General features: G+C 36.6%; 11 protein-coding genes and 1 other annotated feature. Of the genes, 2 read left to right on the top strand and 9 right to left on the bottom strand.

All coding sequences use genetic code 11. The annotated features are described in order from the left end of the window. Positions 1-67 precede the first annotated feature (67 nt). The 4 genes from pheT to D1606_RS08515 all read right to left on the bottom strand — a co-directional run bounded on the left by pheT (position 68) and on the right by D1606_RS08515 (position 5,705). Positions 68-2,473, bottom strand: a complete 2,406-nt coding sequence (pheT, locus tag D1606_RS08500; RefSeq protein WP_119415579.1) for a phenylalanine--tRNA ligase subunit beta — start codon at positions 2,471-2,473, stop codon at positions 68-70. Between the two features lie 12 nt (positions 2,474-2,485). Then, positions 2,486-3,523 carry a phenylalanine--tRNA ligase subunit alpha gene (gene pheS, locus D1606_RS08505; RefSeq protein WP_119415593.1) on the bottom strand — a complete coding sequence of 346 codons (1,038 nt, stop codon included), beginning with the start codon at positions 3,521-3,523 and terminating at the stop codon, positions 2,486-2,488. A 125-nt stretch (positions 3,524-3,648) separates the two neighbouring features. Further along, positions 3,649-3,881 (bottom strand) — a binding site (T-box leader). 51 nt (positions 3,882-3,932) lie between these two features. Further along, positions 3,933-4,703, bottom strand: coding sequence for a TrmH family RNA methyltransferase (locus D1606_RS08510; RefSeq protein WP_119415580.1), 771 nt, complete (start codon positions 4,701-4,703; stop codon positions 3,933-3,935). 21 nt (positions 4,704-4,724) lie between these two features. Further along, positions 4,725-5,705, bottom strand: coding sequence for a zinc-binding dehydrogenase (locus D1606_RS08515; protein WP_119415581.1), 981 nt, complete (start codon positions 5,703-5,705; stop codon positions 4,725-4,727). Positions 5,706-5,821: 116 nt separating this feature from the next. Between D1606_RS08515 and sspI the strand changes: the two genes are divergently transcribed. Both sspI and D1606_RS08525 read left to right on the top strand, forming a co-directional pair. Continuing rightward, positions 5,822-6,028: a small acid-soluble spore protein SspI gene (gene sspI, locus D1606_RS08520; RefSeq protein WP_119415582.1), complete on the top strand. Its 207-nt coding sequence runs from the start codon at positions 5,822-5,824 to the stop codon at positions 6,026-6,028. A gap of 148 nt (positions 6,029-6,176) precedes the next feature. Further along, on the top strand, positions 6,177-7,559 hold the full coding sequence (locus tag D1606_RS08525) for an FAD-binding oxidoreductase (RefSeq protein ID WP_119415583.1): 1,383 nt from the start codon (positions 6,177-6,179) through the stop codon (positions 7,557-7,559). A gap of 98 nt (positions 7,560-7,657) precedes the next feature. Here D1606_RS08525 and D1606_RS08530 read toward each other — a convergent pair whose 3' ends face one another. The 5 genes from D1606_RS08530 to D1606_RS08550 all read right to left on the bottom strand — a co-directional run bounded on the left by D1606_RS08530 (position 7,658) and on the right by D1606_RS08550 (position 12,213). After that, complete coding sequence (locus D1606_RS08530) at positions 7,658-8,380, bottom strand: ABC transporter ATP-binding protein (RefSeq protein WP_119415584.1); 723 nt, start codon at positions 8,378-8,380, stop codon at positions 7,658-7,660. Next, a complete protein-coding gene (locus tag D1606_RS08535) occupies positions 8,373-9,146 on the bottom strand; it encodes an ABC transporter ATP-binding protein (protein ID WP_119415585.1) in 774 nt (257 codons plus the stop codon). Before D1606_RS08535 ends, D1606_RS08530 begins: the two co-directional genes overlap by 8 nt. Then, positions 9,136-10,089, bottom strand: coding sequence for a branched-chain amino acid ABC transporter permease (locus D1606_RS08540; RefSeq protein WP_119415586.1), 954 nt, complete (start codon positions 10,087-10,089; stop codon positions 9,136-9,138). The genes D1606_RS08535 and D1606_RS08540 overlap by 11 nt, the downstream gene beginning before the upstream one ends. A gap of 4 nt (positions 10,090-10,093) precedes the next feature. Further along, the gene (locus D1606_RS08545; protein ID WP_119415587.1) at positions 10,094-10,978 is read right to left on the bottom strand and encodes a branched-chain amino acid ABC transporter permease; all 885 of its coding nucleotides are present in this window, start codon (positions 10,976-10,978) and stop codon (positions 10,094-10,096) included. An 83-nt stretch (positions 10,979-11,061) separates the two neighbouring features. Beyond that, on the bottom strand, positions 11,062-12,213 hold the full coding sequence (locus D1606_RS08550; RefSeq protein WP_119415588.1) for an ABC transporter substrate-binding protein: 1,152 nt from the start codon (positions 12,211-12,213) through the stop codon (positions 11,062-11,064). Positions 12,214-12,400 lie beyond the last annotated feature (187 nt).

The raw sequence follows: 12,400 nt of genomic DNA on the forward strand, positions 1-12,400 counted from the left end.
CATTTTTTCAAAATAAAAAGGCGATAACTAAAAGTTATCACCTTTTTAAAATAAGGATTATTACATATTAACGTAATTCTGCTCCAGATTCAGTAAGAGCGGCTACAACTTTATCATGTGCAGCTACAACTTCTTCATCAGTAAGTGTTCGTTCTGGTGTGAAGTAAGTTAATGTGAAGGCAACTGATTTTTTGCCTAGTTCCATTTTTTCTCCTTCATAAAGGTCAAATACATTGACTTCTTTAAGTAATTTACCACCAGCATTACGGATTGTTGCTTCTAAATCTGCTGCTTTTGTAGTACGATCAACGATTAATGCAATATCACGTGAAATAGATGGGAAACGTGGAACTGGAACATATACTAATGGTTCAATAGATGCTGCAATAATTTCTTCTAAGTTTAGTTCCATCACATACGTTTCTTTAAGGCCGTTTGCTTTTTGTTCCGCTGGGTGCAATTGACCTAAGAAACCAATTCTCTTGCCATCTAAAAGGATGTTAGCTGTGCGTCCTGGATGTAAACCATCGACAACTGCCGTTTCGTAAGTGATACGAGTTGTTAAGTCTAATTTAGCAAATAAAGATTCTAAAATTCCTTTGAGTACAAAGAAGTCGACTTTTTTATGTTCACCTTGCCAAGCGTTATTCAACCAATTACCTGTCATAACAGCCGCAAGATGTGATTCTTCTCGTGGAAGACCTTCTTCTGTTTCTCCTAAAAATACGGAACCAATTTCGTAAAGAGCTACAGAATCTTGTTGACGAGATACATTATAAGTAACACTTTCAATTAGATGAGGCAAAATACTTTGACGCAATGTACTGCGTTCTTCACTCATTGGCATTAAAAGGCGAGTTGTTGGAGCTGTTTCTAATGCGTATTTTTGTGAAAGCTCATCTGAAGTAAGTGAATAAGTCAATGCTTGATACAAACCTGATCCTTGTAATTGGTGATGAATAAGACGACGTTTTGCTTGGTATGCATTAAGGCCACCAGCTTTAGATTCACCAACTGGTACTGTTGCAGGGATTTCATCATAACCATATAATCGAGCAATTTCTTCTACGATATCTTCTTCAATTTTGATGTCTTGACGACGTGTTGGTGCATCGATATAAAGAAGACCATTAGCAGTTTCAACGTCAAATTTTAAACGAGTTAAGATAGTTACCATTTCGTTAAGAGAAATTTTCATACCTAAACGTGAATTGACAAAATCAGGTGAAACAACAACTTTGGCAGGTGTTTTATCTAATTCATCAAAAACAACAGCACCTGATAATACTTCTCCACCTGCAATTTCTGCTAATAACTGAGCAGCACGTTCTGCAGCAGGAATGACGCGGTTTGGATCAACGCCTTTTTCATAACGGGCACTTGCTTCACTACGTAAACCAAGATCTTTTGCAGTATATCGAACAGTTAGACCATCGAAGTATGCAGATTCAATTACTACAGTTGTTGTTTTATCTGTTACTTCTGAGTCATAGCCACCCATAACACCTGCTACTGCTACAGGTTCTTTACCATTTGTAATGACAAGATTTTTTGCATTTAGCACTCGATCTTGACCATCTAATGTTTTAATCGGTTCTCCTTCTTTTGCTAAGCGAACAACGATTTCACCAGTACCTAGTGCATCATAGTCAAATGCATGAAGTGGTTGACCATATTCCATTAAAATGTAGTTTGTAATATCAACGACATTATTTAATGGGCGTACACCAGCAGCCATTAAACGTTGTTGTAACCATAATGGTGATTCACCGATTTTGACGTTTTTCACGACTTTAGCAGTGTACATTGGGTTGACATCTTTTGCTTCTACACGAACTTTTAAAACTTCTTCAGCTTTTTGGGCTGATTCCTCATGAGCTGTTTCTGGGAGTTTAATCTCTTCTGAAAGAATAGCTGCAACTTCATATGCAACCCCTAACATACTCATGGCATCTGAACGGTTTGGTGTTAAACCTAATTCTAAAATGACATCATCTAAACCTAAAGCTTTGATTGCATCCATTCCTACTGGAGTTTCTTCAGGTAAAACATAAATGCCATCTGCATATTTTTTCGGAACAACTTTACCTTCAATACCTAATTCTTGTAAGGAACAAATCATACCATTAGATACTTCACCGCGAAGTTTCCCTTTTTTAATTTTTTTGCCGCCTACATATCCATTCGGACGAACAGCAACAATTTTTTGACCTTCTGCAACATTTGGAGCACCACATACAATTTGTGAAAGCTCATCTTCACCGAAATCTACTTGGCAAATATTTAAATGATCAGAATCAGGATGTTTTTTAATTTCCTTGATTTGACCAACCATAATTTTTTTAATACCTTTTGATAGGTGATGTACACCTTCAACTTCAATCCCTGAACGGGTAATCTTTTCTGCTAAATCTTCAGCTTCTAAACCTTGTAAATCGACATATTGTGATAACCATTTTAAAGATACTAACATGCCTTCCCCTCCCTACTCTTCTGTGCGATGGAATTGTGATAAGAATCTTACATCATTTGTATAGAAATGACGGATATCATCCACCCCATATTTCAACATTGCAATACGTTCCGGTCCCATTCCAAATGCGAATCCAGAAACTTTTTTAGGATCATAGCCAGCCATTGAAAGTACATTTGGGTGGACCATACCAGCACCAAGAATTTCAATCCAGCCTGTATGTTTACATACGTTACAGCCTTCACCACCACATTTAAAGCAAGAAATATCCATTTCAACTGAAGGTTCTGTGAATGGGAAGAAGCTTGGACGTAAACGGATTTCACGGTCTTCACCGAACATTTTCTTAGCGAAGATGTCTAATGTGCCCTTTAAGTCACTCATACGAATGTTCTCACCAACTACTAAACCTTCGATTTGAGTGAATTGGTGTGAGTGAGTTGCGTCATCATTGTCACGACGGAATACTTTCCCTGGACAAATAATTTTAAATGAGGCACCTTGTTTTTTCTCCATTGTACGTGCTTGTACTGGAGATGTATGTGTACGCATTAGGATTTCTTCTGAAATATAGAAAGTATCTTGCATATCACGTGCAGGGTGACCTTTTGGTAAGTTTAATGCTTCAAAGTTATAGTAGTCTTTTTCAACTTCAGGACCTTCAGCAACTTCATACCCCATAGAGATGAATAAATCTTCAATTTCTTCAATTACACGAGTTAACGGATGTGCATTTGCTACTTTTACAGGACGACCTGGAAGTGTCACATCAATTGCTTCTTTTTCTAATTGTTCTTGGATTGCTTGTTCTTCTAATGTAGCTTTGCGTACATCGTGAATATGTTGAACTTCTGCGCGAACTTCATTAACTAAAGCACCCATTTTAGGACGTTCCTCTACAGGAAGTTTCCCCATACCTTTTAATAGATCTGTAATTGGACCTTTTTTACCTAAATAAGCAACACGGACTTCATTTAATTGTTTAATATTCTCTGTTGCCGTGATTTTTTCTATAACTTCTTCTTTTAGTTGAGTTAGTTGCTCGATCATTGCCATTTGTAAATTCCTCCTTCCAAGATTGAAACAAATAGTAGGTGAAACCATTAAGATAGGGCGTTTTGCTATATTAGTTTCTACAAAATACATAGAAAAAATAAAAAAATCCTCGCCCCCTAAAAAGGGACGAGGTTATATTCGCGTTACCACCCTAGTTATTGCAAGAAAAAACTTACAATCACTCATTACTTAACGGCGTTTCACCGGCCATCCTTTACAGTAATTATACTGGTCCCGGTGGCTGCTAACGGGGTGAACTTCCATCCATCAACACAATATGCACGCTTTCAGTCTATGACATGCACTCCCTAAAAAGGTCAAACAATGTACTTTTCCCGCTCATTGCATTTTATTTATTATTTACTCTAAATCATTATACGCAATTCAAGTCTTTACTTCAAGTTTAGAATTCATCCGTTGAGAAATAATAAAGTACAATTCCTGTTGCAACAGCAACGTTTAATGATTCAGCTTCACCCATTATAGGAATAATTACATTGGCATCTGTTTTCGCTAAAATATCTGAATCAATGCCACTGCCTTCATTTCCCATTATGAGTGCAAACTTACCTTCTTTTTTCACTTGATGATAAAGCACTGCATTTTCTAATGCAGTACCGTAAACAGGAATGGCTTTTTCTTTTAATGAATCAATCCATTCACTTAAATCCCCTCGTACTACAGGTATATGGAAAATGGAACCTTGTGTTGATCGTACTGTTTTTGGATTATAAGGATCAGCACAGCCTTTTCCTAAAATAACAGCATCAATTCCAGCAGCATCGGCAGTTCGAATCATTGTACCAATATTACCTGGGTCTTGAACGGCATCAACTAGTAAAAGTTTCTTCCACTTAGTTTGCTCCTCTTTTGATACTGTAGGTTGTTTAACTTGAGCGAAAATACCTTGTGAATGTTCAGTTTCTGCAAATTCATTTGCAACTTGAGCAGTAACTTCTACAACATAGATATTATCGATATTCCAGTTTGATGGTATATCTACATCTTCACGCACAATTATATTTAGTATTTCGCTTTTATTTTTTATAGCTTCTTCCACTAAGTGGAAACCTTCTATTAGAAATTCGCCAGAGCGATCACGTTCTTTACGAGTAGTCGCTAGTTTTTTCCAATACTTCACAAGGGAATTTTGTGGAGATTCGATTCTTTTCATGTATTCTTTACCGCCTTTATATTATGAAATCGTTAAGACAATTTTGCCAAATTGACGATTTTCCTTTAAATAATCTAGTGCATTTTGTGCTTCATCCATTGAAAAACTACGATCTAAAATTGGGTGCGTATCATACTTTTCCAAGTGATCGATGCAAGCTCTAAATTCTTCACGACTTCCCATTGTCGTACCTAGCAATGTATATTGACCATAGAAAAATTGACGTAAGTCAAAGTCTACTACATCCTCAGTTGTTGCACCAAATACCACTATTTTACCACCCTTTTTCAAAACCGACAAAGAACGGTTGAACGTTGCACGGCCAACACTTTCAATGACTAAATCGATTGTTTCATTTTCAAGCTCTTTTAACCAATCACCATTTGTATCAACTGCAAGATCTGCACCGATTTTCAATGCAGCTTGTCGCTTTTCTTCTGAGCGTGATGAAACGATTACTCGTGCACCTACGTTTTTGGCCATTTGAATAAGGAATGTTGCAACGCCGCTACCTGCTCCAGGGATAAAGACAGTTTGCCCTGCTTGAATTTGTCCTTTTGTAAATAATGCCCGATAGCCTGTTAATGGTGAAATACCAATTACTGCAGCTTCTTCAAGCGTTAGATGAGATGGCTTTTTTTCTAGTTGTTCTGCAGAAATTGCAATCTTCTCTGCAAATGTTCCGTTATCTGGTAAACTTAAAATCTCAAAGCCTTCAGGCGGAAAATCAGATTGCTCATACCAACGTAATGATGGGTTAATAATTACCTCATCACCTATTTTCCAATCTGTTACACCTTCACCAATTGCCTCGACTACACCTGCTGCATCTGAACCAAGGATTAATGCTTCACTGTTATTTCCTAAACGGCCAGGTGTGTATAGATCCCGTCGATTTAAACCTGCTGCTTTAATCGCTACTAATACTTCACCAGATTTTAGCTTTGGTGTTGGAACATCTTTCACTAACAATTGACCTTTTTCAAAAACAACTGCTTTCATAAAAACATTTCCCCCTTGTATGTAATTGTTTATCACAAAATTATTCTTTTTAAGTGTACCAAATGTATGTATAACAATCGAGCTGTGGGTAAAAATATCTTTAGGAGGGATGCTAAATGAATTTCAAAATTCGCGATGCCATCAAACAAAATGTTACAGGAAATAGTCCAGATCAGTTAAAAGATATTGTGGAAGACGCGATTAGTCGCGGTGAAGAACATTTACTTCCTGGACTAGGTGTATTCTTTGAAACTTGGTGGCAACAAGCTGACAAGAAAGAACAAGACAGTTTTATGAACGAGCTATCAAAAGCTTTGGCTTAGAAAATACATGTAGTCCCTTTGAGACTACATGTATTTTTTATGTTTCGCTATTTATTCAAGCTTTGAAAAACCAATATGGAAGTTTCGATCTATCTACTATATAATTATTAGAAAATACAGATTTTTCAAAGAAAGAGGCGATTCAAATATGATTACTACAGAAACAGTCGTGTCTACATTAAAAAGCTTTTTAAAAGATGAACAAGTTTCGATAAATGAAACCATTCGAGAATTACATAGTAAAGATGAATCTTATCACGAAGGTCAGTTACCAGATGTAGTTGTTTACCCTTCTTCTACAAAGGAAGTCAGTGACATTCTAAAAGTTGCAAATGATTTTGAAATCGCTGTCATTCCATTTGGAAGAGGTTCAAGCTTAGAAGGACATATTGTTCCCGTAAAGAAAAGTATTACAATCGATTTTTCTTTAATGGATCAAATAATCGAAGTTCGCCCGGAGGACTTACTAGTACGTGTTCAACCTGGTGTAACAAGAACTCAGTTAAACAAAGAACTAAAAAAATATGGTCTTTTCTTCTCGGTAGATCCTGGTGCCGATGCATCATTAGGCGGCATGGCAGCGACAAATGCAAGTGGTACTACTGCCGTTCGTTACGGAGTTATGCGTGACCAAGTACGTGATTTAGAAGTTGTTCTTGCTGATGGTCGTATTATTCATACTGGCAACCTTGCTGCTAAATCATCTTCAGGCTACCATTTAAATGGACTTTTTGTAGGTTCTGAAGGAACGCTTGGCTGTTTTACAGAGCTAACATTACAAGTTTACGGAATTCCTGAATTTGAAACAGCTGCTCGTGCTGTATTTCCAACTGTTAAATCTGCTGTTGATGCTGTTACCTCTATTTTACAAGCTGGAATTCCAATTGCACGTGTAGAACTTGTTGATGAACAATCTATTGAGCAAGTAAATCACTATAGTGAAACAAATTACCCACTTAAACCAACACTCTTTTTAGAGTTTCATGGGAATGAGGCAGGACTTGCACAAGACGTTGAGTTTACAAAGGAAATTATGAATGATCATGGCTGTTTAGAAATTGAATTTGAAACTGATACCGCCGCTCGCAACAAGTTATGGGATGCTCGCCATAACTTAGCCTATGCATTTATCCATGGCTACAAAGGGAAAAAGTTAATGAGTACAGATGTATGCGTTTCAATTACTGACTTAGCAGATGCTGTTCTTTTCGCACGTACTGAATTAGAAAAAGCAGGTTTGCCAGGTGGCGTGGTAGGTCATGTCGGAGATGGAAACTTCCATGCTTTAGTAATGATTGATATGAACAATGCTGAAGAAGTCGAAAGAGCAAAGCAATTTAATGCCGCATTAGTTGAATTCGGTTTACAACGGAACGGAACGTGTACTGGAGAGCATGGTGTTGGTATAGGCAAAATGCAATATCAAGAAAAAGAACACGGTACATCCCTGGATGTGATGAAAACTATTAAGCTAGCCCTAGATCCAAAGAATATTATGAATCCTGGTAAATTAATAGATATTAAAAACTAATCCAACAAACTTCAAGTAAGGAAGGAATTTTTCTATTACACTATAAAAAATTGCTCTTCACATTTTAATATGAAGAGCAATTTTTTCCTTTTTTCAAGTTAAGCAGATGTAGAAGTCGATTTTCTTCCTAGGTATGCTTCTACAATCCTTGGGTCTTCCAATAAATTTGATGCTTTTCCTTCTATAATAATCTTACCGGTTTCCATAACATAACCATAATCAGCAATTTTCAATGCTTGTTTCGCATTTTGTTCTACAAGAAGGACAGTTGTTCCAGCATCCTTTATTTCTCGAATGATTTTAAAGATGTCCGCTACAATCAGTGGTGCAAGCCCCATTGATGGTTCATCTAACAATAAAAGCTTAGGCTTAGATAACAAAGCACGAGCAATGGCTAACATTTGCTGTTGTCCACCCGATAATGTACCTGCTAACTGTGATTGTCGCTCTTTCAGTATAGGAAAACGTTCCATTACTTCTTCTATATCTCTCTCAATATTTTTGTCCTTTCGATGATAGGCACCCATATCTAGATTTTCAATTACAGACATACTAGATAAAATAGCACGACCTTCAGGAACTAAAGCCACACCTTTTCGAAGTAATTGATCAGGACGTAATCCGGTTACGTTCTCTCCTAAAAAATCAACCGAGCCTTTTTTAGGTTTAAGAAGTCCTACAATGGTTTTCATCGTTGTTGATTTTCCTGCACCATTTGCACCGAGAAGAGTGACAATTTTACCTTCTTCAACATTTAAACTTATCCCTTTTAACGCTTGGATTTGCCCATAAAATGTTTCAATATTGGATACTTTAAGCAATGTCATCTTCCTCCTCTTTCCCAAGATAGGCTTCAATAACTGCTTCATTGTTTTGAATTTCAAGTGGTGTACCTTCTGCTAATTTTTCCCCGAAGTTTAATACGGTAATTCTGTCACATAATTTCATCACAAGTGGCATATCATGTTCAATTATTAAGACAGTAATCCCTCTCGCTTGTACTTGTTTGATCAAGTCAAACAAACTATCTGTTTCATTTTCATTCATACCGGCAGCCGGTTCGTCTAATAGTAGTAAACTTGGATCACTCGCTAATGCACGTGCTATTTCTAATCTTCTTTGTTGACCATATGCTAAATTTTCTGCCAAGACATCTTTATATTTGATCAATCCAACAATTTCTAAAAGTTCTTCAGCATTTTCTTTTAATGTCTTCTCTTCTGAACGTTGATACCTTGTACGAAAAACACTTCTCATAACACCTGATTCACTTCGACAGTGCCCACCCACCATTACATTTTCTAAAGCAGACATTTGTGAGAAAAGGCGTATATTCTGGTAGGTTCTACAGATTCCTTTTTCTGTAATCTTATGCGGTTTAATCCCTGTGATATTATCTTCTTTAAAAATTATTTCACCAGAGGAAGGAGAGAAGATATTTGTTATTAAATTAAACATCGTTGTTTTACCTGCACCATTTGGACCGATTAAACCGTAAATTTCTCCTTCATTTATAGAAAACGAAACATCTGTCAATGCAGAGATTCCTCCAAAGTTTTTAGAGATATGATTAATCTTAAGAACCATGAACGTCTCCCCCTTTCGACCGTTTCAACCTTTTCAGTATATTTGCATCAATGATTCCTTGAGGGCGTACAGCCATTAAAATTACTAGAAGTACACCATAGATAATATACCGGTATTCACTAATAAAACGTAAAACTTCAGGCATCAATGTTAAGAAAGCAGCACCAAATACCGAACCCACAATCACTTCGCTACCACCAAATACTGTAAAGATCAAAATCTCTACCGCACGATGATAGGCAAAATCAGATGGCGAAATATATCCCATTACATGGGCGAACAATGCACCTGCAAGCCCCGCTAAAACTGCACCTTGGGCAAATGATAAAACCTTATAGTATGTAACATTGATCCCCATAGATTCAGCTGCCTTTTCATCTAATTGAATGGCAGAAAAAGCTCTACCAACACGCGAATTCTTTTGTCTTACGATAAACCAGATGATAAAAATATTTAAAACAAATAAGATTAAAAAGACACTTAAACTTGCAAACTGGTTATTTTGCAATCCTAATGACGTCGCATTAAAACCTAAATCTCTAGTCGTAAAAACAATTTCTCTACCAATCTGAGGTATATTCGAAATGCCAACAGCACCATTTGTTAGAGACTCCCAATTAACAAAAATCACACGAATAACTTCACCTAAACCTAAAGTGGCAATAGCCAAATATACACCCGATAAGCGCAAAGCAGGAATGCCGATTAAAATTCCAAGAATACCAGCCACCACAGCTCCTACCAATACACCTACAATAATTGGAAACTCAAAATGAATGGTTACTAATGCAGATGTATATGCACCAATCCCCATAAACCCAGCACTTCCCAGTGATAATTGCCCAGAAGACAATGTAACATACACACTGATTGCTAGAATAATATTAATCAGTACAAATGAAGCTATTTGCAATTGATATGGATTTAACAATTCTCCTAGCATATGATCACCTTCCTTCCTGGGCAGCTTTTGACCCGAAAATCCCTTGAGGTTTTAATAGAAGAATAATAATAATCATAATAAAGGCAATTGCATCTCGATAGCCTGAATCTCCATATGCAACAAGGAAGGTTTCAGCTAATCCAAGTATTAAACCACCAACCATTGCGCCTTTTACATTCCCCATACCACCTAGGATGATAATTGCTAAACCTTTTAAACCAATTGCTAGTCCCATTTGAGGACTTACGGAGTTAAATGCCATCCCTACTAAAACGCCAGCAATACCACCCATAGCAGATGCAATGACAACAGTCATAATGATGGTGCGCTTCGTATCAACACCTAATATACTTGCTGTTTCTAAATTTTCTGCGGTTGCACGCAAAGCTTTTCCCGCTTTTGTCTTTGATAACCAGATGGATAGCCCCATCATTAAAAGAATAGAAATAACAAAAATAATGATTTGTACTACATAAATGGTAACTGATCCAATTTCAATGCTAAGTTGTGCAAAAGGTGTTCTAAAAGGTTTGTTTCCTGCACCAAATAAATGATGTGTCATATTCTCCAAAAATATCGAAACCCCTATCGTACTTATTAGAGGAGCTAAATGTGAAACCCCTTTTTTACCACGAAGAGGCCTTAATGTAAGACTTTCCAACAGATATCCTAAAAATGCTGTAACAAGTATCGCCGCGATAAATCCTAACCATAACGGCCATCCAAGTACACCTGTGGTCATGACGCCTACATAAGCACCTACCATAAAAATTTCACCATGCGCCATATTGATAATGCCTAATACGCCAAATACAAGGGTAAAACCCAGTGCCACAATCGCATAAATACTTCCTAACGTAATTCCATTTACTAATTGCTCAAGCAGCAAATTTAATCACCCTTTTCTTTTATGTTTTTCAGTTATGAGACTACAAGCTTTGACTTAAAAATAGCCAAAGCTTGCAATTCTAATTACTTAAATTCAACGAATTTTCCGTCTTTAATTTCTACAACTGTAGGGTCCATGACAACGTCACCTTCTTTGTCAAATGAAAACTTACCTAAAATCCCTTCATAGTCTTTTGTTTCAGCTAAAGCTTTATGGAATGCTTCACGATCTGCTTCACCAGCTCTTTCCAAAGCGTCTGCATAAATATATAAAGCATCATAAGCCTGTGCAGCAAACTGATCTGGCAACTTACCGTAAGCTTCTTTATATTTGTTGTTAAAATCAACAACTTTTTGTTCTTGTGAATCACCAAACCAAGGTGTTGCTACAACTAACCCATTTGCAGCATCTCCTGCAATTTCAATCACTTGTGGCGAGTTAAAACCATTACCACCTACAAATGGTACATCAATACCCATTTTTCGTGCTTGATCCATAATTACCGCACCTTCGTTATATAAAGCAGAAGCTAAGATAAAATCAGGTTTTTTACTTTTGATCTTCGTTAACTGTGCGTTGTAATCGCTTTGTCCTTTTTGGAATGTCTCTGTTGTAACAACTTCTAAGCCCATTTTTTCAGCTTCTTTTTTCATCGTGTCATAGCCGGACTTTGTGAATACATCATCATTTCCATAAATAATTGCTACTTTTTTTCCGTTTGTTTTTGCAACCACTTTTTCCATTGCAGCTGGAATAGCTAGTGCTTCAGGTATTGAATTTCTAAAAACATAGTCGCCAATTTGTGGAATACCTTCTGCAGTAGTGGATGTTCCCATAATTGGTATTCCATTTAATTCGGCTTCTGGAGCAACTACTTTAAATTCGGTACTTAATGTCGGTCCGATAATTGCAAGAATATCATTATCAGCCATAATTTTTTGACCAGCAGATAATGCTTGTTCTTGTTTCCCTGCAGAGTCCTCTGTAACCAGTTCGATGTTAACATCGCCCTTTGCATTAATCTCTTTTTGTGCTAGTTTAAGCCCATTTGTAATGGCTTCACCATAAGCAGCTCCAGCACCAGTCATATAAGCAATTACCCCTATTTTTGCTTCAACCCTACCACCGGACTTTCCAGATGATTTTTTGTCAGAGTCAGAACTACCACATCCTGCTAGAAAAATCAACATAAATACTGATAATAGCGTAAATATTCTCTTTGTAATCGTATTCATAAAAATCCCCCTTGAAGTTATTAAGTTGATACAAGTTCTATTAAATTACATTTACATTGATATGTAAATAGAAATTTCTAAATTATTAGTATTTTCTGATATTTTTTATTAATATTCTTTTAGTAGTGTTCTTTATAAATTTATTATTCTTTAACTTTTTTATGCATAGATTTAATAGGTATATTTT

It is taken from the genome of Rummeliibacillus sp. POC4, from assembly GCF_003576525.1.
GTDB lineage: Bacteria > Bacillota > Bacilli > Bacillales_A > Planococcaceae > Rummeliibacillus.

Coding starts and splice junctions, on each gene's coding strand:
- pheT (WP_119415579.1), bottom strand. CDS start 2,473: ATGTTAGTATCTTTAAAATGGTTATCACAATATGTCGATTTACAAGGT.
- pheS (WP_119415593.1), bottom strand. CDS start 3,523: ATGATCGAGCAACTAACTCAACTAAAAGAAGAAGTTATAGAAAAAATC.
- D1606_RS08510 (WP_119415580.1), bottom strand. CDS start 4,703: ATGAAAAGAATCGAATCTCCACAAAATTCCCTTGTGAAGTATTGGAAA.
- D1606_RS08515 (WP_119415581.1), bottom strand. CDS start 5,705: ATGAAAGCAGTTGTTTTTGAAAAAGGTCAATTGTTAGTGAAAGATGTT.
- sspI (WP_119415582.1), top strand. CDS start 5,822: ATGAATTTCAAAATTCGCGATGCCATCAAACAAAATGTTACAGGAAAT.
- D1606_RS08525 (WP_119415583.1), top strand. CDS start 6,177: ATGATTACTACAGAAACAGTCGTGTCTACATTAAAAAGCTTTTTAAAA.
- D1606_RS08535 (WP_119415585.1), bottom strand. CDS start 9,146: ATGGTTCTTAAGATTAATCATATCTCTAAAAACTTTGGAGGAATCTCT.
- D1606_RS08540 (WP_119415586.1), bottom strand. CDS start 10,089: ATGCTAGGAGAATTGTTAAATCCATATCAATTGCAAATAGCTTCATTT.
- D1606_RS08550 (WP_119415588.1), bottom strand. CDS start 12,213: ATGAATACGATTACAAAGAGAATATTTACGCTATTATCAGTATTTATG.